The 25,997-nt window shown below is 67.1% G+C and carries 23 protein-coding genes and 3 pseudogenes; 6 read left to right on the top strand and 20 right to left on the bottom strand.

The genetic code is table 11. The features are described 5' to 3' along the window. Positions 1 to 2 precede the first annotated feature (2 nt). The 5 genes and pseudogenes from AAG689_RS03165 to AAG689_RS03145 form a co-directional block, all read right to left on the bottom strand. The gene (locus AAG689_RS03165; protein ID WP_406624724.1) at positions 3 to 905 is read right to left on the bottom strand and encodes a LysR family transcriptional regulator; all 903 of its coding nucleotides are present in this window, start codon (positions 903 to 905) and stop codon (positions 3 to 5) included. Positions 906 to 915: 10 nt separating this feature from the next. Next, positions 916 to 1,761, bottom strand: coding sequence for a ZIP family metal transporter (locus AAG689_RS03160; protein ID WP_406624723.1), 846 nt, complete (start codon positions 1,759 to 1,761; stop codon positions 916 to 918). 109 nt (positions 1,762 to 1,870) lie between these two features. Beyond that, positions 1,871 to 2,757, bottom strand: a pseudogene (locus tag AAG689_RS03155) (dienelactone hydrolase family protein). Between the two features lie 39 nt (positions 2,758 to 2,796). Continuing rightward, a complete protein-coding gene (locus tag AAG689_RS03150; RefSeq protein ID WP_406624722.1) occupies positions 2,797 to 3,759 on the bottom strand; it encodes a Bug family tripartite tricarboxylate transporter substrate binding protein in 963 nt (320 codons plus the stop codon). Between the two features lie 30 nt (positions 3,760 to 3,789). Further along, on the bottom strand, positions 3,790 to 4,314 hold the full coding sequence (locus tag AAG689_RS03145) for a carboxymuconolactone decarboxylase family protein (protein WP_406624721.1): 525 nt from the start codon (positions 4,312 to 4,314) through the stop codon (positions 3,790 to 3,792). A 93-nt stretch (positions 4,315 to 4,407) separates the two neighbouring features. On the opposite strand from AAG689_RS03145, the gene AAG689_RS03140 reads away from it, so the two are divergent. Next, the gene (locus tag AAG689_RS03140; RefSeq protein ID WP_406624720.1) at positions 4,408 to 5,373 is read left to right on the top strand and encodes a LysR family transcriptional regulator; all 966 of its coding nucleotides are present in this window, start codon (positions 4,408 to 4,410) and stop codon (positions 5,371 to 5,373) included. A 14-nt stretch (positions 5,374 to 5,387) separates the two neighbouring features. Here the strand turns inward: AAG689_RS03140 and AAG689_RS03135 are convergent, their stop codons facing one another. From AAG689_RS03135 to polA, 14 genes and pseudogenes are all read right to left on the bottom strand, one after another. Continuing rightward, positions 5,388 to 6,233, bottom strand: coding sequence for a MaoC/PaaZ C-terminal domain-containing protein (locus AAG689_RS03135; RefSeq protein WP_406624719.1), 846 nt, complete (start codon positions 6,231 to 6,233; stop codon positions 5,388 to 5,390). A 12-nt stretch (positions 6,234 to 6,245) separates the two neighbouring features. Next, a complete protein-coding gene (locus AAG689_RS03130; protein WP_406624718.1) occupies positions 6,246 to 7,175 on the bottom strand; it encodes an SDR family NAD(P)-dependent oxidoreductase in 930 nt (309 codons plus the stop codon). 42 nt (positions 7,176 to 7,217) lie between these two features. Further along, entirely contained in the window at positions 7,218 to 8,243 is a 1,026-nt protein-coding gene (locus AAG689_RS03125) for a Bug family tripartite tricarboxylate transporter substrate binding protein (RefSeq protein ID WP_406624717.1), read from the bottom strand. A 53-nt stretch (positions 8,244 to 8,296) separates the two neighbouring features. Then, positions 8,297 to 8,509: an acetyl-CoA carboxylase biotin carboxyl carrier protein subunit gene (locus tag AAG689_RS03120; protein WP_406624716.1), complete on the bottom strand. Its 213-nt coding sequence runs from the start codon at positions 8,507 to 8,509 to the stop codon at positions 8,297 to 8,299. Further along, on the bottom strand, positions 8,506 to 9,900 hold the full coding sequence (locus AAG689_RS03115; protein ID WP_406624715.1) for an acetyl/propionyl/methylcrotonyl-CoA carboxylase subunit alpha: 1,395 nt from the start codon (positions 9,898 to 9,900) through the stop codon (positions 8,506 to 8,508). The genes AAG689_RS03120 and AAG689_RS03115 overlap by 4 nt, the downstream gene beginning before the upstream one ends. Positions 9,901 to 9,916: 16 nt before the next feature. Beyond that, positions 9,917 to 11,460, bottom strand: a pseudogene (locus AAG689_RS03110) (acyl-CoA carboxylase subunit beta). Positions 11,461 to 11,504: 44 nt separating this feature from the next. Beyond that, the gene (locus tag AAG689_RS03105) at positions 11,505 to 12,143 is read right to left on the bottom strand and encodes a 3-oxoacid CoA-transferase subunit B (protein ID WP_406626275.1); all 639 of its coding nucleotides are present in this window, start codon (positions 12,141 to 12,143) and stop codon (positions 11,505 to 11,507) included. Positions 12,144 to 12,159: 16 nt separating this feature from the next. Next, positions 12,160 to 12,849 (bottom strand): 3-oxoacid CoA-transferase subunit A, encoded by a 690-nt coding sequence (locus tag AAG689_RS03100; RefSeq protein WP_406624714.1) that lies wholly within the window; start codon positions 12,847 to 12,849, stop codon positions 12,160 to 12,162. A 37-nt stretch (positions 12,850 to 12,886) separates the two neighbouring features. Further along, on the bottom strand, positions 12,887 to 13,132 hold the full coding sequence (locus AAG689_RS03095; protein ID WP_406626274.1) for a hypothetical protein: 246 nt from the start codon (positions 13,130 to 13,132) through the stop codon (positions 12,887 to 12,889). A gap of 100 nt (positions 13,133 to 13,232) precedes the next feature. Beyond that, positions 13,233 to 13,760: pseudogene (locus tag AAG689_RS03090) on the bottom strand (Bug family tripartite tricarboxylate transporter substrate binding protein); the annotation flags it as partial. A gap of 140 nt (positions 13,761 to 13,900) precedes the next feature. Continuing rightward, the gene (locus AAG689_RS03085; RefSeq protein ID WP_406624713.1) at positions 13,901 to 15,073 is read right to left on the bottom strand and encodes a thiolase; all 1,173 of its coding nucleotides are present in this window, start codon (positions 15,071 to 15,073) and stop codon (positions 13,901 to 13,903) included. Continuing rightward, on the bottom strand, positions 15,064 to 15,477 hold the full coding sequence (locus tag AAG689_RS03080) for a Zn-ribbon domain-containing OB-fold protein (protein WP_406624712.1): 414 nt from the start codon (positions 15,475 to 15,477) through the stop codon (positions 15,064 to 15,066). Before AAG689_RS03080 ends, AAG689_RS03085 begins: the two co-directional genes overlap by 10 nt. Positions 15,478 to 15,638: 161 nt before the next feature. Continuing rightward, positions 15,639 to 16,607, bottom strand: coding sequence for a LysR family transcriptional regulator (locus AAG689_RS03075; RefSeq protein ID WP_406624711.1), 969 nt, complete (start codon positions 16,605 to 16,607; stop codon positions 15,639 to 15,641). Positions 16,608 to 16,620: 13 nt separating this feature from the next. Further along, the gene (gene polA / locus AAG689_RS03070; protein WP_406624710.1) at positions 16,621 to 19,383 is read right to left on the bottom strand and encodes a DNA polymerase I; all 2,763 of its coding nucleotides are present in this window, start codon (positions 19,381 to 19,383) and stop codon (positions 16,621 to 16,623) included. A gap of 94 nt (positions 19,384 to 19,477) precedes the next feature. Between polA and AAG689_RS03065 the strand changes: the two genes are divergently transcribed. The 5 genes from AAG689_RS03065 (at position 19,478) to AAG689_RS03045 (ending at position 23,401) form a co-directional block, all read left to right on the top strand. Further along, complete coding sequence (locus AAG689_RS03065) at positions 19,478 to 19,897, top strand: hypothetical protein (protein WP_406624709.1); 420 nt, start codon at positions 19,478 to 19,480, stop codon at positions 19,895 to 19,897. A 53-nt stretch (positions 19,898 to 19,950) separates the two neighbouring features. Next, positions 19,951 to 21,180: a serine hydrolase domain-containing protein gene (locus AAG689_RS03060; protein WP_406624708.1), complete on the top strand. Its 1,230-nt coding sequence runs from the start codon at positions 19,951 to 19,953 to the stop codon at positions 21,178 to 21,180. Between the two features lie 16 nt (positions 21,181 to 21,196). Further along, positions 21,197 to 21,565 (top strand): hypothetical protein, encoded by a 369-nt coding sequence (locus AAG689_RS03055; RefSeq protein ID WP_406624707.1) that lies wholly within the window; start codon positions 21,197 to 21,199, stop codon positions 21,563 to 21,565. A gap of 67 nt (positions 21,566 to 21,632) precedes the next feature. Continuing rightward, positions 21,633 to 22,598 carry a homoserine kinase gene (locus tag AAG689_RS03050; RefSeq protein ID WP_406624706.1) on the top strand — a complete coding sequence of 322 codons (966 nt, stop codon included), beginning with the start codon at positions 21,633 to 21,635 and terminating at the stop codon, positions 22,596 to 22,598. After that, on the top strand, positions 22,595 to 23,401 hold the full coding sequence (locus AAG689_RS03045) for a BPSS1780 family membrane protein (RefSeq protein ID WP_406624705.1): 807 nt from the start codon (positions 22,595 to 22,597) through the stop codon (positions 23,399 to 23,401). The genes AAG689_RS03050 and AAG689_RS03045 overlap by 4 nt, the downstream gene beginning before the upstream one ends. Before the next feature lie 92 nt (positions 23,402 to 23,493). Here AAG689_RS03045 and AAG689_RS03040 read toward each other — a convergent pair whose 3' ends face one another. Continuing rightward, on the bottom strand, positions 23,494 to 25,680 hold the full coding sequence (locus tag AAG689_RS03040) for a PhoX family protein (RefSeq protein WP_406624704.1): 2,187 nt from the start codon (positions 25,678 to 25,680) through the stop codon (positions 23,494 to 23,496). Between the last annotated feature and the right edge of the window lie 317 nt (positions 25,681 to 25,997).

The raw sequence follows: 25,997 nt of genomic DNA, 5'->3' as shown, positions 1-25,997 counted from the left end.
GTTCACTGGAAGGTGGAGATGGTCTTGGCCAACGCCACCAGCTTGCGGATCACGGTCTGGCTTTGGTCCATGCCCCATGCGGCATTGAAGGAAATGCGGGGAAAAGCCGGCGCGCCCTTCAGCGCAACGAGTTCGCCGCTCTTCAGCTCCGATTCCATCATGGGATAGGTCATCAGGCCGATTCCCGTGCCGCAGCGCAGCAGTTGCTTCAAGGTCAGCACGTCGCCACAGACGTCGATCTTGATGCGCAGGTTGTTCTCCTTGATGAGCTTCACCAGGATCGGATGCATGGGCGACTCCTTGGACAGCGACCACACCGGCTGCGAGCGCATCGCCTCCAGCCAGTCGACGGCGGAGTGCGCGCCGTCACGCCCCACGAGGGCGGGCGAGCCGACCAGCAACACGTCCACGGAGCCGATGGGCTCCACATGGAAACGGTCGGAGGTCAGGGAAGGCGTGGCCATGAACACCAGGTCCAGATGGCCTGTCTCCAGCTTGTTGACGCTCAGGGAGGTCTGCCCGACCTCTACGTCGAAGTTCAACTGCGGCATGGCCGCCCGCGCAGCGGTGACGAACTGCGAAAACCAGGTCTGGCCGATCAGCCCGGCAATGCCCAGGCGTATGAGCCCCGAGGCATGGGAGGCATCGTCGAGCGTGTGGATCACGTCGTCGATGGCGGCCAGCAGGGGCTTGATCTGCTGAACCAGTTCCCGCCCCTGCGTCGTCAGATCCATCCTGCGGCCGCGCTTGTGGAACACCGGAAAACCCAGCCTGGCCTCCAGCTCCCGCATGCGCGCGGACACCGTGGGCTGGGTGGTGTACATATGGTCTGCGGTGGCCTGGAAACTGCCGAGCTGTGCAATCTGGCACAGCGTCTGGAGATGCAGGATATTGATTTTCGCCATGCGGCCGTGCTCAGTGACCATGGGCCTGGCCGTGCGCCAGGCCACTCACCACCGTGACCATCACCATTCCCAGCAGCAGGAACACCACCTGCACCACCGTCTCGCGTGCCGACAGGCGCCGCTGCAGTTGCGGGATCAGGTCAGCCAGCGCCACGTAGACGAAGCTGCTGGAAGCCACGGCCAGGAAGTACGGCAGCCAGTCGTGCAACCGCTCCACAAGGAAGAAACCCGCCAGCCCCCCGAGAGCGGTCACCGCCCCGGCCAACGACACCTTGACCAGCGCCATGCGGCGGCTGGCGCTGGTCTGGCGCAGCACCAGCAGATCGCCCATATGGTGCGGCACCTCGTGCGCCAGCACCGAAATCGCCGCGACCAACCCTAGCCGCAGATCTGCCACGAAGGCCGATGCGATCAGCACGCCATCCCCAAAGCAGTGCACGCTGTCACCCGTGAGCACGGCCCATCCGCCCGCACGCGGGCCGTTGTGGTGATGGTGGTGCGACGCATGCGCGCCATGGTCGTGGCCGTGCGCTTCGCCCTGCGCATGCGGGGCTTCATGCCCATGCCCATGTTCATGACCGTGGTGCCACAGCTCCGCCTTGTCGAGCAGGAAGAAGAACACCACCCCTACAAGCAATGTGGCAAACAGGTCGTGCGCGCTGGCCTGGCTTTCGAAGGCCTCGGGCAGCAGGTGCATGAAGGCCGTGGCCAGCAGCGCGCCTGCAGCCAGGCTCAACAGGTGCTGCGGCCCCACGCGCCAGCGCCCGCCCAGGCCCGCGCGCAGCAACGCCGCGGCGACCCACACACTGCCGATGCCTGCGGCCAGAGTGGCCAGGATGATTGCTACCAATGTCATAGCTTTTAGCGCTTGCCCCTATTGGGTCGAGCGCGGATTTTCCTCGAAATTTCAGTCCATTCCGCACACGCAAAAAAAGCCCCGAAGGGCTTTGTGGCTGCGCCGTGGCTCAGGCCACGCCGTGTTGCTTGAACCAGGCCAGCGCGCGTTTCCAGCCGTCTTCGGCGGGCTCCTTGCGGAAGCTCGGGCGGTAGTCGGCATGAAAGGCGTGCGGCGCGTCGGGGTAGACCACGAATTCGGACGCCTTGGCGGCGGCCGAGCCCTGTGCCAGGGCCGCTTTCATCTTATCCACCGTGTCAAGAGGGATGCCGGTGTCTTTCTCGCCATAGAGGCCGAGCACCGGTGCCTTGAGGATGGGCGCGATGTCCAAGGGATGCTTGGGCGTGAGGTCGCTGGTCTGCCCCACCAGGCGCCCGTACCACGCCACGCCCGCTTTCACGGGGCCGTGGGCGGCGTACAGCCAGGTGATGCGCCCACCCCAGCAGAAGCCGGTGATGCCCACCTTCTTCAGGTCGCCGCCATTGGCACCGGCCCATTGCACGGCACCGTCCAGGTCGGCGAGCACCTGGGCATCGGGCACCTTGGAGACCACCTCAGCCATAAGCTTGGCCATCTCGCCATAGGCACCCGGATCGCCCTGGCGCGCATACAGCTCAGGCGCGATCGCCAAGTAGCCCGCGCGCGCGCGAAGCGGCGGCACACGTCGGCGATGTATTCATGCACGCCGAAGATTTCCTGGATGACCAGCACTACGGGCAACCCCGTCTTGCCCGCCGGCGCGGCGCGATAAGCCGGCACCTTGAAGCCGCCTACCGTGTAGTCGATTTCGCCCACGGTGAGGCCGTCGGACGGGGTCTTGATGGCGGTCTGTGCCATCACGGGCGCGGCCGCCGCCGCGTAGCCCGCGCCCAGCATCAGTTGCAGGGCGGCGCGGCGGCTGGCACCTGCGCTGGGCACGAGGGCGTCGAAGTCTTTCCTGAGGTCATCTCGCAGCATGGCGTCTCTCCTGAAGGGGTGAGCCGCCAAGTGTAGGGGTCAATCCAGCTGGATGTTCAGGGTGCGGATCAGCTCCTGCATCTTGCGCGCCTCGCTCTTGATGACGGCGTCGAACTGCTCGGGCGTCCCTGCGACGACTTCCGAGCCGATTTCCAGCCACTTGGCCTTGAAGGCCTCGTCTCCGAAGATGCCGCGCAACTCCGTGTTCAGGCGCTCGATTACAGGCTTGGGTGTTCCTGCCGTGGTGGAAATGCCGTGCCAGGCGTAGTACTCGAAATCCGGATAGCCCAGTTCGCTGATGGACGGCACCTGCGGCAGCATGGCAGAGCGTGCCTTGGTAGTGACAGCCAGGGGCCGCAGCTTGCCGGACTTGATGTGCTGCATGGAACTGCCCAGGATGTCGAACATGCTCGTGATTTGCCCTCCCATCAGGTCCACGATAGCCGGGCCGGCGCCTTTGTAAGGCACGTGGGAAATATCGATCTTCGCCATGGCCTTGAACAATTCGCCGCCCAGGTGCTGCGGCGAGCCGTTACTGGCCGAGCCGAAGGTCACACGGTTTTCGGGCTTGCGCGCGTATTCCACATAATCCTTGAAGCTGGTGATCGGGCTTTTCTCCGACACCTCCAGCACCAGCGGGAACTTGGAGATCTGCATGACCGGCGCCAAGTCCTTGACCGGATCGAAACCCAGCTTGTTGTAGAGGAACTGGTTGGCCGACAGGTTGCCGCTCGCAGCCAGCAAAATGGTGTAGCCGTCGGGCTTGGCTCGCACCACCTGCCCCGTACCGATGTTGCCGCTGGCACCCGCCTTATTTTCCACGACCACAGGCACCTTGAGCCTCTCGGAGAGCGGTTTGGCGATCAGCCGTGCCATCAAATCGGTAGGCCCGCCCGGCGGATAGGGCACCACGAACGTGATCGCTTTCGAAGGCCAGGCGTCCTGGGCTGCGGCGGCCAAAGGCAGCGCGAGCGCGGCGATGGCAAGGGCTTTTTTGAGCATGCAATGTCTCCTTTGTAGAAATTGGAAGCGTCAGCGGGCGTCGTGCGAATGGATCTGCAACGCCTCCAGGAAGCGCGAGACCATGTTGTAGGCGGCCACCGTGGCCGTCAGTTCCACCAGGCGCGGCGGCTCGAAATGCGCGGCCACGGCGGCGAAGACTTCGTCGTTCACCTGCACCTGTCGCGTCATCGCATCGGTGTAGGCCAGCACGGCGCGCTCGCGCGCGTCGAACAGCGGACAGTCCTCCCACTGCGCTAGCGCATCCAGCTTGCCCTGCGACACACCCTCGCGCAGCGCAATGGGAGCATGTTGATCCGCCTCGTAAGGTGCATGGTTGAGCAATGCCACGCGCATGATGACCAGCTCGCGCACATCGCCCGGCAGGCTGGACTTCTGACGGATGGCTGTCAGATAGCCCAGCCAGCCCTCGGCTACCGGCGCGCTGTGCAGCAGCATCTGGTAGAGGTGCAGGATGCTGCCGCGCTCGGCGGCGATACGGTCGGCCAACGGGCGCACGGCGGCGCTGGTGCAGTCGGCATAGGGAATACGGGCCACGGAGTTCGCTCCTTTGCTCTAGGGATGCCAATCGTAGGCAGAGACGATATATTTTTGAAATTCTTTGTATCTATCGATTTATCAGGTGAAGGAATGAATGTCTCCCCCAGGCAGTTGCGCATGTTCCTGGCTTTGTCGGAATCGCTGAACTTCAGCAAGACGGCGGAGCGGCTGTTCATGACCCAACCCGCGTTGAGCAAGGCAATCCAGGACCTCGAAACCACACTGGGCCTGCCCCTGTTCGAACGCACCACCCGCAGCGTGCGGCTCACCCCCGGCGGCGCCCGCATGGCAACGCTCGCGCGCTCCATCGTGGGCGAGTTCGAAACCGGCCTGCAGCGCATGCAGTCCTCGGCGGAGCGCGAGGCGCTGCAGTTATCCATCGCCTGCTGGCCGTCGCTGGCGTATGTGGTACTTCCCGATGTCTGTGCCGCCATGGAGCGGCGGTTCCGCGCACCGCAGGTCACCGTATACGACTGCGCCAACAGCGCCTGTATCCAGCGCCTGCTCGACCACCAGGCCGACTTTGCACTGGCATCCGTCGCTCCTTCGCACCCGGACCTGGTCTACGAAGAATTGCTCCGCGACCGTTTCGTGCTGCTGGCCAGCGGCAGGTGGCGCAAGCAGGTGCGCCCACGCATGCACCTCGAGGAATTGCTGGCCCTGCCCCTCATCACACTCACCGACGCCAGCACTGCCATGCGCTACATGAGTGCGGCGTATCTGCAGCGCGGCATCGAATACCGGCCCAAGATGCAAGTCGATCAGGCCACTACCGTAGCCGGCTTGGTGAAAAAAGACGTGGGTGTGGCAGTGCTGCCCTACCTGGGTGTAGTGCCCATCCTCGGTATGCGCGGCATGCAGATGTGCGAGATCGTGGACGGGCCACTGCGCTCTGTCGGCATCGTGACCCGCCGCATGGGCAACCCCACGTCGGTGGCGCTGGCGGCGATGGAGGAGGTGCGGGCCATCACGCAGCAGATGATGGCGCGGCATGCAGGCTGGATCATCCCTCCCTCACCCGGCACAGTGCGGCAAGGCGAGAAGCCGCGCCGATGAAGCGTTTTCTCCGTTCACCGATGCGTCTGGCGGCCCTGCGCCACGACGATGTCCCGCCCGACCGCGCTCGCTCTGAACGCGCCGTCCTCCCAAACGTCGATGGCCAACGTCTCGCCAGGAAATACGGGAGCGGCGAAGCGCATGGACACGCTCTCGAATGCGTCCTCGTCCACCTTGCCGAGCCTGCGCGAGACGGCATGGTTGACTGCGGCGAAGGTGCACAGCCCATGCAATATGGGCCTGTCGAATCCTGCGGCCTTGGCCGCGCCCGGGTCGCTGTGCAGGGGGTTGCGGTCGCCGTTCTGCCTGTACAGCAAAGCCTGTTCCGGGCGTGTATGCACGGTCTCCCGCCAGCGCGGCCCACCTTCCGGAAAGGAAGGCGCCGCGCGCGCCTGCGTGGGCGCGCCAGCCATGCCCCCGTCCCCGCGCAAGACATGGGTGGCCGCGGTGCGCGCCAGCAGGCGGCCGGATACCGCCTCGCGCAGCTCCTTCTCGGTATAGAGCAGCAGGCCCTTGTCGCCTTTGTCCACGGCTTCCAGCACGCGCGTCTTGCCAACAACCTCGCCGCTGGGCGGCAAGGGTGCCAACAGCGTCACCGACTGCTCCCCGTGCAATAGCCGGGTGACGTCCGCACCGATCCCCGGCGCCTTGAGCCAGAACCCCGGATAGCCCAGGACGACCGCCATGGTCGGCAGGATGCAAGGACCGTACTGTTCATCCACGTACCGGAGATCCAGCGCATCCAGCGGGTCCTGGCCCAGGCCGACCGAGAGCGCATAGACGATGGCGTCGCGCTGTGAATAGGCGTGGCGCACCTCGGGGATGTCATGCCTCAGCAGTTCTTCATAGCTCAGATGCATGGGCGCTCCACTTCAGATCGGGTCCCAGCTCAGCACGTCCGGCGAACGCTCCAGGGGATAGAAGTGCTTCTTCATCGCGGGAATGGCGATCTGCGCAATCAGCTCGGGCGTCCAGCCGTCGCCGTGGTGCACCGAGCGCAAGGGACGCGGCTGGCTCATCAGCATGATCTCGTTGGCCCGCACCGCGAAGATCTGCGCCGTCACCTCGCTGGCGGCGTCGGAGAGCAGGTAGACGGCCATGGGCGCGATCTTGCCGACCTCCATCTTCTTGAGCTTTTCCACGCGGTCGCGCTGCTGCGGCGTGTCCGTGGGGATGGAGCTCGTCATGCGGCTCCAGGCCGACGGCGCGATGCAGTTGGAGCGCACGTTGTACCGCGCCATGTCCAGCGCGATCATCTTCGAGAGCGCCACGATGCCGAGCTTGGCCGCGCCGTAGTTCGCCTGCCCGTAGTTGCCGATCAGTCCGGAGGTCGACGTCATGTGGACGAAGGCCCCGGACTCCTGCTCGCGGAAATGGGTTGCCGCAGCCCGGCTCACGAAGAAGGAACCATCCAGATGCACGGCGATGACGGCACGCCATTCGTCTTCGCTCATCTTGTGGAACGAGCGGTCGCGCAGGTTCCCCGCGTTGTTGACGACGCCGTCGATCCTGCCGAAATGGTCCACCGCGCTTTCGATGATGGCGTTGGCGCCCTTCGACGTGGCCACGGAGTCCAGGCTCGCAACTGCCTCGCCCCCCCGTTCTCGGATCTCCCTCGCCACGGCCTCGGCAGGCGAAAGCGCCTGCCCCGCCCGCTCCAGCGCCTCGCCCTGGAGCGTGACGCCGATGTCGTTGACCACCACCCGCGCGCCCGCATCCGCCATCTGCAGCGCGATCTCGCGGCCGATGCCTCCGCCCGCGCCCGTCACCACGACCACCTTGCCTTCCAGCATGCGTTCCATTGCCATATTCCTCCATCCAATCACAACAGGCCGGAGCCACCGTCACAGGGCCGAGAGCTTCGCGGCCTTGACCACTTTGTTCCACTTCTCCGTCTCAGCACGGATGAAGCTGTCGAACTCAGCCGGCGTGTCCGCCGACGGCACCGCGCCCTGCTCCGAGATCTTCTGCTGGACTTCCGGAGTCCGCAGGATCTCCACGATGGCGCGGTTCAGCTTCTCCACGATCGGCGCCGGCGTCCTGGCCGGCGCCCAGAGCCCGAACCAGGACATCACCTCGTAGTCCGGCACCCCCGCCTCCACCATGGTCGGCACATCCGCGAGCTGGGGCACCCGCGTGCCCGACGTGACTGCCAGCGCCTTGAATTTTCCGGCCTTCACGTGGGGCAGCGCGGAAGGCATGTTGTCGAAGATCATCGAGATCTGATTGCCCATCAGGTCGGCCACCGCCGGCGCGCTGCCCTTGTAGGGCACGTGCACCATATCCACCTGCGTCATCATCTTGAACAGCTCACCGGACATCTGCAGCGTGCTACCCTGCCCCGACGAGCCGAACGTCAGCTTGCCCGGGTTCGCCTTTCCGTACGCGATCAACTCCTTGACGGAATTGAACGGCGCGCTGGCGTTCACCACCAGCGCATTGGGCACCATGGCCGTACGCGTGATGGGCGCGAAATCCTTCAGCGCGTCATAGGGCATGGTGGCGTACAGGCTTGGGTTGATGGCATGCGTGCCGATCGTGCCCATCACCAGCGTATAGCCATCCGGTGCGCTGCGCGCCACCTGGGCCGTGCCGATATTGCCGCCGGCGCCCAGCTTGTTGTCCACCACCACCGCCACCTTCCAGCGCTCCGTGAGCTTCTGGCCGATCAGGCGGGCAAGGATGTCGGTGGTTCCTCCCGCGGAGAACGGCACCACGATGGTGATGGGCTTGCTCGGGAAATCGTTGGCGCTCTCGGCCATGGCCGAAGGCAGCACGCCTCCCAGGGCGAGCCCGAACGCTGCCAGGCCCGCGATGGCCCGGCGGCGCGAAGGGATCGGTTTCCCGCTGCACTGTTGATTGGCTTTCATGTCATGTCTCCTTCGTTATAGAAATGCTTTCAAAAACCCAGGGGTCGCCTGCCTCAGCCCAGTTCCACCAGAACCTGGCCTTCCTGGACGTCGTCGCCTTCCTGCACCAGAAGCCGTGCGACACGCCCGCTCGCCTCGCTCTCGACCGGGATTTCCATCTTCATGGACTCGATCTTCAGCACCTCGTCGCCGGGCCCGACCTCATCGCCCTCCCGTACCGAGCACTGCACGACCTTCCCGGACACCGTTGCGCAAACCGTTTTCATACCGTCTCCTGTTCCTTGCCTGCCATCGTCGATGGCGCTGCCTGCCGTTCCTGCAGCGCCGCGGATAAACCGTCCACCGTCATGCTCCCGCGCCTGAACGCCGGGCTCGAGAGCACCTGGGACACCATGGGGATGTTGGTCTTGATTCCCTGGATGCGCGTGCCATCGAGCGCCGCCAGCAAGCGGGCGATCGCTTCGTTCCTGTCTGCGCCATGTGCGACCAGCTTGGCGACCATCGGGTCGTAGTGGCTGCCTACGCTGTTGCCCTGTGCGTAGCCCGTCTCCACGCGAATGCCGGGCATCCGGGCGGGCAGGCTGAACTCGTGCAGCACGCCGGGAGACGGCAGAAACCGCACCGGGTCTTCCGCATAGATGCGGGCCTCGATCGCATGCCCCGCCAATGCCGGCCTGGCTGCAACGACCGAGGAAAGCAGCTCACCTCCAGCCAGCCGGATCTGCGCCTGCACCAGATCGACCCCGGTCACGGCCTCGGTCACGGCATGCTCGACCTGCAGGCGGGTGTTGACCTCAAGGAAGGAAAAGCCGGTATCGGGGGTGTAGAGCATCTCCACCGTGCCGATCACGTCGTAGCCGGCATTGCCGAGGAGGCGTTCGAGCCGGGCGCACATGTCCTCGACCGCCGCGCGCTCGATGCTCGGCGCCGGAGCTTCCTCGATGACCTTCTGGTAGCGCCGCTGCGTCGAGCAGTCGCGCTCGAAGAGCGACATGACATGGCCATGCCGGTCCGCGATGAACTGGAACTCGATGTGGCGCGGCGACTGCACGAACCGCTCCAGGTAGAGGGATGGATCGGCAAAGGCCTTGCCGGCCAGTTGGCCAGCGCGCTGCCAGCCCGCCTCCAGCGCATCGGCTGCATGCACAGGCACCATGCCGATGCCCCCACCGCCGCCGGCGGGCTTGATGAGCACGGGGTAGCCCAGCCGTTGCGCTGCGGCATGCACGGCGGCCATGTCGTCCATGGGCAGCACCGGCGAGCTATCACCCAGAGCCAGCCCGTGCTCCCGCATGAAGCTGCGTGCGGCCGCCTTATGGCCCAGCAGCTCGATCCAGCGGGGCGATGGGCCGATGAAGCAATGGCCCGCCTCCTCCACGCGCCTGGCGAAAGCGGCGTTCTCGGAAAGGAACCCATAGCCCGGATGCAGCGCATCCGCCCCCGACCTGCGCATGCATTCCAGCAGAGCCTCCTGGTTCAGGTAGCTTTCCCGCGCCGGCGCGGGGCCGATGCAATAGGCTTCCCGGGCCTGTTGCACGTAGGGCAGTTGGGCATCCGCCTCGGAGTACACGACCACGGGCTTCAGGCCCAGCGCCTCCACGGCCCGGATGATCCGGCTGGCGGCGGCGCCCCGGTTGGCGATCAGAACCTTGTTCATGGTGCTGGCACCTCCCTCATGGCCGGTAGCCGACACGCGTCTCGCCCGGCGTGCGCAGCGGCGCGGACAGCCGTGCGAACTCTTCCAGCCGCTGGCGCGTCTGCGCGGGGTCGATGATGTCCTCGATCACGAACGCCTCGGCGCTGCGGAAGGGCGAGGTGAGGCTGCGCACGCGCGCCTCGATCTCCGCGCGCTTGGCCTGCGGGTCCGGCGCGGCCTCGATCTCCGCGCGGTAGGCCACCTCCAGGCCGCCCTCGATCGGCAGCGAACCCCACTGCGCAGAGGGCCAGGCATAGCGGAAGTTGAAGCGGCTGGAGTTCTGGTGCCCCCCGCCGCGACGCCGAACGCGCGCCGCATGATGAGCGAGAACCACGGCACCGTCGCCTGCGCCACCGCTGTCAGTGCACGCACCCCCGCACGCATCACGCCGTCCTTCTCGGCCTCCAGGCCGATCTGGAAACCCGCGATATCGACTATGTTCACGACGGGCAGGTGGAAATGCTCCGCCAGGTCCACGAGGCGCACGAATTTCTCCGCCGTCTGCCGGTCCCATCCCCCGCCATAGAAGTAGGGATTGCTGGCCGCGAACACCACGGGCCAGCCGTCCACGCGCGCCAGGCCGCCGATGATGGCCTTGCCCCAGTGGCGCCCGATCTCGAACACGCTGCCCTGGTCGAACAGCGTTTCGACGATGGGCTTGATCTTGTAGACCTTGCGCGGATCCTTCGGGATGGCGTCGCGCAGCCAGGCCTGGTCCGCCACCTCGGCGGTTCCGTCGCAGCGCCCGGCCACTTCGTAGACCGACGACGGCAGGTAACTCAGGAAGCGCCGCGCCGCCGCGAACGCCTCTGCCTCCGAGGCCACCTCGTCATCCACCACGCCGTTGCGCGCATGGATCTGACTGCCGCCCAGTTCGTTCTTGGAAAGATCCTGCCCGATCTTCGCGACCACCGGCGGGCCTGCGATGAAGAGTTGCGACGTGTCCTTCACCATCACCGAGTAATGGCTGCCCGCGACGCGCGCGGCGCCCTGTCCTGCAACCGAACCCAGCGCGAGCGACACCACGGGAACACGGCTCAGGTTGCGCGCCACGTAGGGCCAGATCTTCATCTTGGGCAGCAGCGCATGCCCCATCTTCTCGATGTTCTTGACCGAGCCTCCGCCGCCCGTGCCATCCACCAGCCGCACCATGGGCAGGCGCAGGTCATAGGCCATCTGCTCGGCGAAGGCCATCTTGTCGCCCACGGCGCCATCGTTGGCGCCGCCGCGCACGGTGAAGTCGTCGCCAATGACCACCACGGGCCGCTGGTTCATCTGCGCCCGGCCCAGCACCACGTTGGAGGGTGACACGTGCTGCAGCACCCCGTTGTCGTCGTACTGGCCCGTCCCGGCAAGGCCACCCACCTCGGTGAACGAGCCTGCATCCACCAATTGTTCCACCCGCTCGCGCACGGTGAGTTTGCCGTTGCGGTGCTGCCGCTCCACCTTCTCTGATCCGCCCATGGCCTGCGCGAATTGCCTGCGCCGGTCGAGCTCCGCGAGTTCTGCACTCCAGTTCATTGCTGCTCCTGATCGTTATGTGTTGGGTTTGCGTGCGCGCCTGCTCATGGCTCCAGCACGGCACAGTCGTCTGCGCGCCGCAGCGGCACGCCCGTGCGTAGCTGCAATTGCTCGAAGGCCAGCCCCCGCACCATCCCGCGTACCAGCAGCCCCCCGGGCTGGACGTCCACCACGGCGAGATCCGTGTAGATGCGATCCACGACGCCCGCGCCGGTCAGCGGATACGTGCATTCCGGGACGATCTTGGGCGCGCCGTCCTTGTCCTGGTGCTGCATCATCACGAAGACCTTGCGGGCGCCCGCCGCCAGATCCATGGCACCGCCCACCGCGGGGATCGAGTCGGCCTGGCCCGTATCCCAGTTCGCGAGGTCGCCCCGGCCGGACACCTGGAACGCCCCCAGGATCGTCAGATCCAGGTGGCCGCCGCGCATCATGGAGAACGACACCACGTGGTCGGTGATGGATGCGCCGGGCGTGAGCATCACGGGATCCTTGGTGGCGTTCATCAGGTCGGGATCGGGCTCCTCGCCTGCCTCCAGTCCGCGCATGCCCAGGATGCCGTTCTCGCTGTGCAGCACGATGCCGCGCGAGGGATCCAGGCAGTCGGCCACCAGCGTGGGCATGCCGATACCCAGGTTCACGTAGGCATTCGGATCGATGTCCGCAGCCACGAGCTGCGCCATGCGCTCGCGCGACAACCTATGCTCGACCACGGCGAACCTCCACGACACGTTGAACGAAGATGCCCGGCGTCATCACATGCTCCGGCGGCAGGCTGCCCAGCGGCACCACCTCGTCCACCTGCGCCACGGCAAGCCGGGAGGCCATGCACATCACAGGGCCGAAATTGCGGCTCGCATAGCGGTACATCAGGTTGCCGTGCCCATCGGCGCGATGCGCGCAGACGAATGCCACGTCGCCATGCAGCGGGTGTTCGAGCACGTACCCCCGGCCGCCGAACTCGCGCGCTTCCTTGCCTTCCGCGAGCCGGGTGCCGTAGGCGGTGGGGGTATAGAACGGCCCCACGCCCGCACCGGCGGCCCGCAGGCGCTCGGCCAGCGTGCCCTGCGGGACGACTTCGAGCTCGATCTTTCCAGCCCTGTACCACTCGCCGAAAGCCTCCGCATTGGGCTTGCGGGGATTGGACGAGCGCGCGAAGGAACAGATCATCTTGCGCACCCGCCCCGCACGGATCAGCTCGCTGAGCCCGGCCTCGCCATTGCCCGCGTTGTTGTTCACGATGGTGAGTTCACGCGCGCCCGTGTCCAGCAACGCACGCAGCAGCTCCGTGGGCACGCCGGAGGGCCCGAACCCGCCGATGAGCAGCGTCGCCCCATCCCCAATGCCTGCCACCGCGGCCGGCAGCGAGGGCATCACCTTGTTCAACATGTTTTCTCCACCGAAGAGTCCAGCCCCATGCAAAGCGTCATGGCAGGGTGATGCCCGCGGTGTCCACCACCTTCTGCCACTGGCGCACTTCCTGATCCACATAGCGCTGGAATGCTGCGGACGGCTCCCCGCCGGGCTCGCCGCTCCATTCCGCGATCTGCTTGCGCACGTCGGCCTGTTTGAGGATTTCCGCGACCTCCGACTGCAGCCAGGCCACGTGCGCCGCCGGCGTGCGCGCGGGATAGAACAGGCCGAACCACGCCACCACGTTGAAGCCTTCCATGCCGGCTTCCGCCATCGTGGGCACGCCGGGCAGGCTCCTCCACGCGCTTCGCGCTGGTGACGGCCAGGGCCCGCAGCTTGCCCGCCTGTATGTGGGGCAGCGAGACTGCGACGTTGTCGAACATCATCTGCACCTGCCCTGCCAGCAGGTCGGCGACGGCGGGCGCGTTGCCCTTGTAAGGCACGGTGATCACGTCGATGCCGGTTTCCATGCGGAACAGCTCGGCCGTCATATGCGTGGACTGGCCGACGCCGGAGTTGGCGAGCGCCAACGTGCCCGGCTTTTCCCTGGCCAGGCGGATCAGCGACTTCACGTCCTGGGCCGCGACGCCGGGATTCACCACCAGCACATTGGGCACGGCAAACACCTGCGTGACCGGTGCGAAGTCCTGGGGCCCATAGTTGAGCTTCTTGTTCAGCGCATAGTTGATGGCGTTCGAGCCCACGTTGCCCATCAGCACCGTGCAGCCATCGGGCCGCGCATGCGCCACGCCCGATGCACCGATCGTCCCGCCGCCACCGGCCTTGTTCTCCACCACCACGGACGTGCCGGCGCGGCGGGCGAGGTGGTTCGCGACGAGGCGCCCCACGAGATCCGTCGTGCCGCCGGGTGCCGCCGGCACCACCATGCGCATCGACGCTCCCGGGCAGGCCGGCATGGCGGCCGGCTGGGCCATGGCGGCCGTGCAGGCCATCGCAGCCATGGCGATGCCCGTGGTCATGCTCCACGACGTTGTCATCCGTGTCTCCTTTTCTTGGTGAACCCGGTTCAGAGGGTCTGTTCTGTGCCCAGCAACGCCGTGGACTGGCTGGACAGCGTCCCGCCATTGCCATGCACCACCGCCAGATGCGGATCGTTCAGTTGCCGCTGCCCGCATTCGCCGCGCAGCTGCCGCACGGCCTCGATCATCAGGAACACGCCGTACATGCCGGGATGCACGCACGACAGGCCTCCGCCATTGGTATTGACGGCCAGCCGCCCGCCCGGGGCGATGGCACCGTCGTCCACGAACGCGCCACCCTCCCCCTTGGCGCAGAAGCCCAGGTCTTCGAGAAAGAGGATGGTGTTGATCGTGAAGGCGTCGTACAGCATCGCGAGATCGGCATCCTTCGCCCCATAGCCGGCCATCTCGAAGCAACGGCGGCCCGATTCGCTGGCGGCCGTGACCGTCAGGTCCTCCATCGAGGACACCTGCCGGTTCCAGCAGGCCGTGGCATTGCCCAGCACATAGACCGGCTTCTTCGCGAGGTCCCTGGCCCGGTCCGCCCGCGTCAGCACGTAGGCGCCTGCGCCGTCGCTCACCATGCAGCAGTCGCGCACGGTGAACGGCTCCGCCACGGGACGCGCATGGATCACGTCGTCGATGCCGAGGTCGCCGCGCAGCACCGCCTCCGGATTGCGCTGCGCCCACTTGCGCGCCGCCACCGCCACCTCTGCCAGCTGCTTGCGCGTGGTGCCGTACTGGTGCATGTGGCGCTGCGCCGCCAGCGCATAGGCCGCCACGGGCATGGGTGCGTCGTAGGGTGTTTCGAACGGCTGCGGGTCCATGACCTTGCGCACCCGGGTCAGCTCTGCGCGATTGAAGGCTGCCGTACGCTGCGTGCTGCCATAGCAGACCAGCACCGCATTGCATTGCCCCGACTCCAGCGCATGGATGGCCGGCAGCAGGTGGGCCACGTAGCTGGAGCCGCCGATCATCGTGCTGTCGATGAAGGTGGGCCGGATGCCCAGGTATTCGATGACAGGCATCACCCACATCGTGGACAGCGAGCTGCAGGTCGTGATGCCGTCGATGTCCTTCAGCGACAGCCCGGCATCCTTGACCGCATTCAGCGCCGCCCGGCTCAGGATCTCCTGTTCGGTGAAGCCTTGCGCCTCCCCGAGGCCCTCTTGCCCCACTCCGGCGATGGCCACCCGCCCGCGCAAATCGTTCAAGCGCATGGCATGGCCTCCATCCGGTCGAAAACCAGGCGGGCGCCGCCCTCCCGCTTTTCGATGCGTGCCCGCACCCGCTGGCCGATCTTCACCTCCGAGGGCAGGCAGCCCTGGACACAGCCCATGAGCCGCACGCCTTCATCGATATCGATCAGGCTGACGTTGTAGCTGCCGCCCTGCTCCGGCGAGCGGTAAATCGTGCTGGACGAATAGACGGTGCCCGCGCCCTGGGGCGCAAACCATTTCAGCGCATCCTCTCCGCAATGGGGGCAAGCCACCCTGGGATAGAAGACGGCGCGCCTGCAGTGGGTGCAGGACTGTATTTTCCATTCGCCATTTTCCAGGAACTGGAAATACAGCTTTTCAGGGCCTGCGGCTTCATCCGCCAGCATTGGATTTTCAACCACCATTTCACCCAGGCAATTCGTTGATCGGGGGGTTCGCCCATTCACCGGGCAAGAACCGTATTCGTGTCAACGCAATGTAGGCAAGCTGGTTTCCTTGAAAAATCCCCCGCTGGAACAAACACTCTTAACCCGGATTCAACTATCTCAGGGGTTATCCCCTGCCCTCATCCGGCGGGCGGCAGGCCCATCGCCTTTTCCCAAGGCGGATAGGAGGGGATCGCCTCGAGCATGTGCTCGATGAAGGTTCGGAGCCGGGGCGACTGGAATTTGCTCGGCTGGTACACCAGCTGGATCTCCGGCCCTTTGGGCATCCAGTCGTCCAGAACCATGCGCAGCCGCCCGTCGATCACCGCTGGCGCCGCGATGAAACTGGCCATGCGCGCGATGCCGGCGCCGCTGAGCACTGCGTCGAGAATGGCTTCCGGATGGTTCACGCCGACATTGCCGGCGGGCGTGAGGACATACTGCTCATCACCCTTTTCATAAATCCACTGGTGGATATTCCCCGTCTGCCACTGGACATAGGCGATGCAGTTGTGCCGCTCAATTTCCAGAGGAGATCGGGGCACGCCCCATCGCTCCAGATAGGCAGGCGTGGCGCAGGTGACATAACGCAGGTGCGCCAGCTTGCGCGCGACCATGCGGGAATCCGCCACGCCGCCAATCTTGACCAGGACGTCCAGCCCCTCCTCCACCAGATTGGGCATGCGGTCGCTGAAGTCGGCATTGACCACCAGGTCCGGGTACTTCTTGGCCATGGTCATCAGCAGCGGCATGACGACCCGGCGCCCCAACCCCACCGGCGCATGGATCTTCAGCTTCCCCTTGAGGTCTTCCTGGCCCCCGGACAATTCGCCTTCGGCGGCCTGCACCGCCAGCAGGATGTCGCGCCAGCGTGCCAGCAGCCGCTCGCCGTCGTCCGTCAGCGAAACGCTGCGGGTCGAGCGGTTGAGCAGCTTCACGCCCAGCGCTCTCTCCAGCCGGGTCACGCCCTTGCTCACGCCGGCAGGGGTCACGTTCATGCGCTGGGCCGCCACCGTGAAGCTGCGGTTCTCGGCCACCTGGATGAACATCATCGTTTCCTTGAAGCACTCGATGAGCGCTCCATCGCCGAAGGGCCGTGCCTGCTTCATCCTCCGCCGGCCTTCAATGCGCCTTGTCCCAGTCCGGCCCCACGCCCACCTCGGCCAGCAGCGGCACCTGGAGTTCGGCCACGCCCGCCATGATGCGCGGCACCTCGGCGCGCAGCCAGTCCACGTCGCCCTCGGGCAGCTCGAAGACGAGTTCGTCATGCACCTGCATGATCATGAGCACCTCGGGCCTGGCGGCGTCCAGCAGGTCCTGCACCTGCACCATGGCCTTCTTGATGAGGTCGGCCGCCGTGCCCTGCATGGGCGCATTGATGGCGGCACGCTCGGCGGCGCTGCGGCGCGGGCCGTTGGGGGAGTTGATCTCGGGCAGGTACAGGCGCCTGCCGAATACGGTCTCCACATAGCCGCGCGCCTTGGCCTGGGCCTTGGTGTCCTGCATGTACTGCCACACGCCGGGGTAGCGCTGGAAGTAGCGGTCGATGTAGTTCTTGGCTGCCGTGTTGTCGATGCCCAGGTTCTTCGCCAGGCCATAGCTGCTCATGCCGTAGATCAGGCCGAAGTTGATGACCTTGGCGTAGCGGCGCTGCTCGCTGCTCACCTGGTCCAGGGCCACGCCGAACACCTCCGCCGCTGTGGCGCGGTGCACATCCAGCCCTTCCTGGAAGGCACGCAGCAGGGCTTCGTCACCGCTGATATGCGCCATGATGCGCAGCTCGATCTGGCTGTAGTCGCAGCTGGCGATCACGCGGCCCGGCGGGGCGACGAAGGCCTCGCGCACGCGGCGGCCTTCGGGCGTGCGGATGGGAATGTTCTGCAGGTTGGGGTCGTTGCTCGACAGGCGGCCCGTGACGGCGACGGCCTGGGCATAGTGCGTGTGCACGCGGCCGGTGCGCGGGTCGGCCAGCTGCGCGAGCTTGTCGGTGTAGGTGCCTTTGAGCTTGCACAGGCTGCGGTGCTCCAGCAGCTTGGCGGGCAAGGGGTAGTCCTCGGCCAGCTTCTCCAGCACCTCTTCGTCGGTGCTGCGCGCGCCGGTGGCGGTCTTCTTGACGACCGGCATGCCCAGCTTGTCGAAGAAGATTTCGCCGAGCTGCTTGGGGCTGGAGAGGTTGAAGGGCTGGCCCGCGATGTCGTAGGCCTCCTGCTCCAGCTTCAGGATGCGCTGGCCCAGGTCGTGGCTCTGCGCCGCGAGGCGCGCGGCGTCGATGCGCACGCCATTGCGCTCGATGCGGAACAGCGTCTCGCTGCAGGCCATCTCCAGTTCGTAGATGGCGCGCAGCTTCTCGTCGGCCTCCAGCAGCGGCCAGAGCACGCGGTGCACGTCCAGCGTCTGGTCGGAGTCCTCGCACGAATAGGCGGCTGCCTTGTCCACGGGCACCTGCGAGAACGGGATCTGCTTGGCGCCCTTGCCGCACAGGTCTTCGTAGCTGATGCCGGTGCGGCCCGTGTGGCGCTCGGCGAGGCTCGCCAGGCCGTGGGGCTTGTGCACTTCGAGCACGTAGCTCTCCAGCATGGTGTCGTGCGCGTAGCCGCGCACGTCGATGCCGTGGTTGGCGAACACGTGGCGGTCGTACTTGACGTGCTGGCCCAGCTTCAGACGGCCAGGGTCTTCCAGCCACGGCTTGAGGCGCGCGAGCACCTCGGCCAGCGGCAGTTGCGCAGGCGCGTCCGGGCCGTCATGGGCCAGGGGAATGTAGGCGGCGCTGCCCGGCTCCACGCTGAAGGAGATGCCGACGATCTCGGCGCGCAGTTCGTCGAGCGAAGTGGTTTCGGTATCGACCGCGACGAGCGGCGCGGCCTCGATGCGGGCCAGCCACAGGTCGAGTTGCTCCCAAGCGAGGATGGTGTCGTAGACCACTTCGCGGTGCTGCGCGACGACGGCGACGGTGCTCGCGTCGGGCTGGGAAAACAGATCGCCCCCCGCGGGCTGCACCTGCGCCGCCTGCAGCGTGCGGGCAAGGCTCTTGAAGCCGTATTTTTGATAAAAATCGGCCAGAACGTCCGTCTGTTCAGCGCCGACAGCTATCACATCCATAGCAGGAAAGCCCGCCACGTATGGCACCAGGTCGCAGTCGGTCTTGATGGTGACGAGCTGGCGCCCCGTGGGCAGCCAGGCGAGCGCGCCGCGCAGGTTCTCGCCCGCCACGCCCTTGATGGCGCCCGCATGGGCCAGCAGGTTGTCCAGCGAGCCGTATTCCATGAGCCATTTGGCGGCGGTCTTGGGGCCGACCTTGGGCACGCCCGGCACGTTGTCCACCGCATCGCCCACCAGCGTCTGGTAGTCCACCATGAGCGTGGGGGGCACGCCGAACTCTGCCGTCACGCCGGCCACGTCGCGCTTCTTGCCGCTCATGGTGTCGATGATGGTGATGCGCTCGTCCACGAGCTGGCTCAGGTCCTTGTCGCCGCTGGAGATGACGACCTGCATGCCCTGGCGCGCCGCCTGCGTGGCCAGGGTGCCGATCACGTCGTCGGCCTCCACGCCCTCGATGCACAGCACCGGCCAGCCCAGCAGGCGCACCACTTCGTGGATGGGCTCGATCTGCGCGCGCAGTTCGTCGGGCATGGGCGCGCGGTGGGCCTTGTACTCGGGGTACAGCGCGTCGCGGAAGGTCGGGCCCGAGGCATCGAACACGCAGGCGGCATAGTCGGCCTGCACCTCCTTCTTCAGCGCCTGCAGCATGTTGATCATGCCGCGGATCGCACCCGTGGCGGGGCTCGCGGGGTCGCCCGGCACGGCGCGCAGGTCGGGCATGGCGTGGAAGGCGCGGTAGAGGTAGCTGGAACCATCCACCAGCAGCAGGGTTTTGGATTCGCTCATGGGCCGATTGTGCACAGGATGCGGGCCGCGGGCGGCGGCACAATCGGCCGTAGCGCGGGGCGCCCGCCCTGCTTCCCTGAGAAAGCGTTCTCCCATGAAAAAGCTATTCGCGCTGCTGGCCTGCACCGCCTGCACCCTGGCAGCGGCGGACACCGCGTTCACCAACGTGCCCCCCACGCTGCAGAAGGCGCTGCACGGCAGCGCGATCCAGTCGGCGCGGCTCGATGCCGGCGTGCTGCGGCTGCAGATGGACAAGGCGCAGGTGACCGAGCTGGTGTACGCCACCTTCGTCTTCCACAACATCTGCGCCCAGCAGTGGCGCCATCCGGAGCAGTTCGCCGGCTACGGGCTCACGCGGGTGGAACTGCTCAACACCGGCGCCACGCAGGGCTTCGCGTTCGACGCGCGCGGCGACGTGTGCGCCGAAATGGGCCAGATGGGCAAGAACTTCCGCAGCTTCATCGCGCAGCGCACCGTGTCCTGCGACGCCGGCACCTGTCCCGCACGGCCCTGAGCCTGCGGGCAAGTCCCATGGCACGCCGCGCGGGCGGGCTGTCCAATCGCGCGATGCCGTCGAAACCCCTCAAGAAACCCGCCCTGGGCCAGTGGGCCCTGGGCGCGCTGTGCGCCGTGGCCCTGGCCGCCGTGGCCTGCTGGTTCAGCCTGGACAAGGAAACGCGCGGCCTGCTGCGGACCGTGCCCACCAACCGCGACCTGCTGTTCTGGAACCAGCCGCAGCGCGACGCGGCCTTCCGCGCCATGGACCGGCTGCCCTTCTTGGTGCGCTGGCACACCGTGCAGCCCGGCGGCGATCCCCGGCCCCTGCCACCGGGGCCGCCGCTCGCACTGCCGCTGGACATCGACGCCTACATGGCTGGCCAGCGCAGCGCCGCCCTGCTGGTGTTGCAGGGCGGGCGGCTGCGCCTGGAGCGCTACGGCCTGGGCTTCGAGGACGGCGGGCGCTGGACCAGCTTTTCCGTGGCCAAGTCCTTCACCTCCACGCTGGTGGGCGCGGCACTGCGCGACGGCCACATCCGCAGCATGGACGACAAGGTGAGCGACTACATCCCCGGCATGAAAGGCTCGGCCTACGACGCGGTGAGCATCCGCCAGCTGCTGACCATGACCTCCGGCGTGCGCTGGAGCGAGGACTACGCCGACCCGCAGTCCGACGTGGCCCGCTTCAACAGCCACCGGCCCGAACCTGGCGTGGACGCCCTGGTGAGCTACCTGCGCCAGCTGCCGCGTGCGGCGCCCGCGGGCACGCGCTGGAACTACAGCACGGGCGAAACCAACCTCGTGGGCGTGCTGCTCGCCCAGGCCACCGGCAAGCCCCTGGCCGCGTACCTGCAGGAAAAGGTCTGGCAGCCCGCGGGCATGGAGCGGCAGGCCACCTGGCTGCTCAGCAAGACCGGGCTCGAGATCAGCGGCTGCTGCATCCAGGCCTCGCCGCGGGACTTCGCGCGCTTCGGGCAGTTCATCCTGGAGGGCGCGCGCGTGCAGGGCCGGAGCATCGTGCCCGACGGCTGGCTGCAGGAAGCCACCACCGCGCGCACCGGCATCGGCCAGCCCGGGCGCGGCTACGGCTACCAGTGGTGGACATACGACGACGGCAGCTTCACCGCGCGCGGCATCTTTGGCCAGGGCCTCTTCATCGATCCGGCGCGCCAGCTGGTCATCGTCTCCCATGCCAACTGGGCCGGCGGCGCACGCGACCCCGTGGCCGGCCCGGCGCGCGAGGCGTTCTACCGGGCGGTGCAGCAAGCCGTGGACGACGAAGCCGCCAGCCAGCGCTGACGCCTACAATCGCGCCATGCGCGCCGTTCCTATCCTGATGCTGCTGGCCCTGGCCAGTGCCCCCGCCTTGGCCCAGAATATGGGTCAAAATGCCGTCCAGCCCAATACTGGCGAGCGCGAGCAGCTCCTGAAACAAGAGCAAAAGGACGGTGAAGGCCGCCATAACCAGCGCGTGGAGCGCATCGTGGTGGAAGACGCCGGCAGCCGCGTGGACGAGTTGCGCGTAGGCGGCCAGACTCAGAGCATCACCGTGCAGCCCAAGACCGGCACGCCGCTGCCCGCCTACGAGGTGCGTTCCAACGACGGCGCACGCGCACGGCCGGGCAATTTCAACGAATCCGACTCCATCAACGCGCCGCGCGTGTGGAATCTGCGCCAGTTCTGAGCGCACCTTCTCAACAACGCCAGGCGCCGTCGCAGCGCCTGTTTCTTTTTTGCCTTACTGATTCCCGATGGCCGTCTTCACCGAAGTCTCCACCAAGGACGCGCGCGAGCTGCTGCGCCGCCTGCAACTGGGCAAGCTGGCCGAGCTGCGCGGCATCGAGGGCGGCATCGAGAACACCAACTACTTCGTGACCAGCGACCAGGGCGAGTACGTGCTCACGCTGTTCGAGCGCCTGACGGCCGAACAGCTGCCGTTCTACCTGCACCTGATGAAGCACCTGGCGCACGCGGGCATTCCCGTGCCCGACCCCCAGGCGGACAAGCACGGCGCCATCCTGCACACCGTGGCGGGCAAGCCCGCCGCGCTGGCTACCAAGCTGCGCGGCAAGAGCCAGCTCGCTCCCGAGCCCGCGCACTGCGCGGCCGTGGGCGCCATGCTGGCGCGCATGCACCTGGCCGGGCGCGGCTACGAGCGCCGCCAGCCCAACCTGCGCGGCCTGCCCTGGTGGAACGAGACGGTGCCCGTGGTGCTGCCCCACATCGGCGCGGAACAAGCCGCGCTCCTCACGTCCGAGCTGGCCTACCAGAACCACGTGGCCGCCTCGTCCGCCTACGCGGCGCTGCCGCGCGGGCCCATCCACGCCGACCTGTTCCGCGACAACGTGATGTTCGACGGCGAGGAGCTCACGGGCTTCTTCGACTTCTACTTCGCCGGCGTGGACACCTTCCTGTTCGACCTGGCCGTGTGCCTGAACGACTGGTGCATCGACCTGCCCACCGGCCGGCATGCGCCCGAGCGCGCCGAGGCCCTGCTGGCCGCCTACCAGGCAGTGCGCCCGCTCACCACGCACGAGCGCCCGCTGCTGCCCGCCATGCTGCGCGCGGGCGCGCTGCGGTTCTGGATCTCGCGCCTGTGGGACTTCTACCTGCCCCGTGAGGCCAGCATGCTCACGCCCCACGATCCCACGCACTTCGAGCGCGTGCTGCGCCAGCGCGTGGCGCACCCGCTGCTGGCCGAAGAGGCCCTCGCATGAAACTGCACATCGTTCCCGCACGCACGGGCCTGGAATGGGTCCGCCTGGGCATCCGGGTGTTCTGGCGCCAGCCCATGGCCCTGTCCGCCCTGTTTTTCACCACCATGGCCGCCATGTCGCTGGTCACCGTACTGCCGCTGGTCGGCCCCGCGGTGGCGCTGGCGCTGCTGCCTTCGGCCACCCTGGCCATGATGGTCGCGGCCGCGCAGGCCAGCCAGGGCCGCATGCCCACGCCCGCGCTGCTGCTGGTCGCCTTCCGCACCGGCCGCCAGCGGCTGCGCGCCATGCTGGCGCTGGGCGCGTTCTATGCCGCGGGCTTCCTGCTGGTCATGGGCGTGTCGGCGCTGGTAGACGGCGGGCAGTTCGCACAGGTGTACCTGGGCGGGCAGCCGCTCACACGCGAGCTGGCCGAGTCCGGCGACTTCCAGGTCGCCATGTGGCTGTCGCTGCTGCTGTACGTGCCGCTGTCGCTGCTGTTCTGGCATGCGCCGGGCCTGGTGCACTGGCACAACGTGCCGCCCGTGAAGGCGCTGTTCTTCAGCATCGTGGCCTGCTTGCGCAACCTGGGCGCGTTCACGGTGTACGGGCTCGCCTGGGTGGGCGTTTTCCTGGGCGCTGGCATCGCCACCAGCCTCGTGGTGTCGCTGCTGGCGCTGGCCGGCCTGGGCGCCGGCGCGGCCGGCGGCGTGATGGTGGCAACGGCGCTCATGCTGGCGGCCATGTTCTTCACGTCGGTGGTGTTCACCTTCCGCGACTGCTTCGAGGCACCCGAGGCCCCGCAGTCCGAATCCCCCGCCGCGTAGGCGCCTCCCCCCGAAAAAAAGCGCACACGCTGAACGCGTGTGCGCGATGGATGCGGTCCGACCTCCAGCCTGAAGGCAGGAGGCACGCTCCGTCAGACGCCTACGACGCCGCCGTCGGTGCGGGTGATGACGATGGTGGCCGAGCGCGGGCGGGCGCTGCCGCCGTCGGGCCAGTGGCTCTGGAACTTCGACGGATCGCCGATGTCCGCGTCCTTGGTGTCCTCGCCCGGGTGCTGGATGTTCACGAAGATCGCGCGGCCATCGCCCGACTCTGCGATGCCCGTGATCTCGCAGCCCTTGGGGCCGATCAGGAAGCGCTTGAGCTGCGTGTCCTTCTCGCCGGGCTTGGCGCCGACGATGGTCTCCTGGGTGCGCGTGGTGTCGCCGCTCTTGTTGATGAGGGTTTTCCTGCCGCCATCGCCCACCTTGCCCGGCACTGCAGCCAGCATCATGCAGTTGGTCACGTCGGTGTAGGCGCCATCGTCGGTCTGCAGCCAGGCCAGCCCGGCCGAGGCCTGGCTGAACCACAGGCCGTCGGGGCTGGAGAAGTCGTTGTCGGCCGTCAGGCCGGAGACGTTGACGTCCGCGCCCGCCGTGGAGCGCGCGCCGAACAGGTACACATCCCAGGTGAACGTGGTGCCGGCGTTGCCCGCGTTTTCGGCGAAGCGCACGATGTGCCCGTTAGGGTTGCCGGTCTGCGCCGTCTGGGCGGAACCCTTGGGGTCGTTGTAGAAGCGCGGGTTGGCGGCGTCGGTCTTGTCGATGGGGCGCGACGAGGCGTTGGTGTTGGTCAGCGTCACGTAGACGTCGCCCGTCTTAGGGTTCACGGCAGTCCACTCGGGGCGGTCCATCTTGGTCGCGCCCGCCGCATCGGCGGCCAGCCGCGCGTGCAGCACCACGTCGGCCTGGTCGGCGAAGCCGTAGGCGGCGTTGGACGAGGTGATGCCGTTCTTGCCCAGCGCCAGCTCCAGCCACTCGCCCGTGCCGTCGGCCTTGAACCGGGCCACGTAGAGCCGGCCGTCGTCCATGTACTTATCGCCGGCGGCCAGGCCGCCGGTGGCATCCTGCGGGTCCCAGTTCTTGTTGGAGACGTACTTGTAGATGTACTCGTTGCGCGCGTCGTCGCCCATGTACCACACCAGCGGCTTGCCGGCCTCCACGCGGCCCAGGCAGGCGCCTTCATGGCCGAAGCGGCCCAGCGCGGTGCGCTTGCGCGGCGTGCTGTCCGGCGTGAAGGGGTCGATCTCCACCACCCAGCCATAGGTGTTGTGGGCGTTGCGGTAGTCGGCGGTGGCGGCCTCGCCCTTCACGTCGAGGTTCCAGCGGTCGAAGGTGTCCTGCTGCTCGGCATCGGCGGCGCCTTGCGTGGTGCCCCACAGGCCGTAGAACTCCTGCGGGCCCACGCCGTAGCGCTTGATGGCAGCCAGCTCGCGCGCGGAGCGCCGGGCGTCGTCGCTGGCCGAGGTGCGGTAGAAGTAGCCGTACCAGTTTTCCTCGCAGGCCAGGTAGGTGCCCCAGGGCGTGGTGCCGTTGGCGCAGTTGTTCACCGTGCCGCGCGTGCGCGTGCCGTTGGCCGAGTAGCGGGTCTTGGCCGCATCCACGCCGCGCGCGGGGCCGGACAGCTCCATCGGCGTCAGCGTATGGACGCGGCGGTTGAAGGCCGAGTCCTGCTTGTAGCTCCACTTGCCGTCGGATCCCTTCGTGGTCTCGATCACGCTCACGCCATGCAGGTAGAACTCGCGCACCACTTCGCTGGGCACGGTGCGCTGGCCCTTGACGACCGTGCGGCCGGCAGGGTGCAGGAACACGGGGGTCAGCGACTCGTGGTTCATCACCAGCAGGCCGCGGCCGCTGGCCTTGGCGTCCCACCGGCCGTTGGCGCCCACGCCGAACCAGGTCATGCCGTCGTGGTGGTCGCCCGCACGGCGGTCGTAGGTGGCAGGGTCGTCCGTGCCGTCGTTCTTGTACGCGGCCACGCCGGCGGCGATCGGGTCGCCCAGGCGGTAGAGCACGCTGGCGGTATAGCCCGCTGGCACGACGACGGCATCGGCCAGGCTCTTGGCCACGGGGTTGAAGCCCAGCTTCAGGCCTGCCGCCGGGGGTGCCGGATCATCGTCGCCACCGCCGCATGCGGCCAGCGAGATGCTGCCCAGCATGGCGCCGCCCGCCGTGGCGAAGCTGCCGCGCAGCAGGTTCCGGCGGCTCAGGCGCGCATCGACTATCGTGGAGAACGACGGGTTGTCGGTGGTGTTGTAGCCGATGTCATCGGGATCGATCATGAAGTTCCTCGTGGTGGGTTGTGCAAACCCGCCCAGCGTAGGAAAGCCCCATGACAGTGGTGTGACCCCTAGGGTCTGTTCACCTCAAAACCGGGGGTGCGAAGGATGAATGCCGGGATGCAGTGCAAGGCGCGGTGCGCCGCCAATAGCCGCAGCTATTGGCAAGCGCCGCAACGCCGCAATGCGCCCGGCATTCATCCTTCCTGCGGGTTGCCCCGCCGTGGGGGCATCTGCTTTGTCGCACGGCTTGCCAATAGCTGCGGCTATTGGCCGCGCCGCGCTTCGCGCACCTGCCCCCACGGCGGGGCAACGCACCC

The organism is Acidovorax sp. SDU_ACID1 (genome assembly GCF_045291395.1).
Classification (GTDB): domain Bacteria; phylum Pseudomonadota; class Gammaproteobacteria; order Burkholderiales; family Burkholderiaceae_C; genus MR-S7.
The sequence above is the reverse complement of the archived record's forward strand: the minus strand, read 5'-3'. Positions and strand labels throughout refer to the sequence as shown.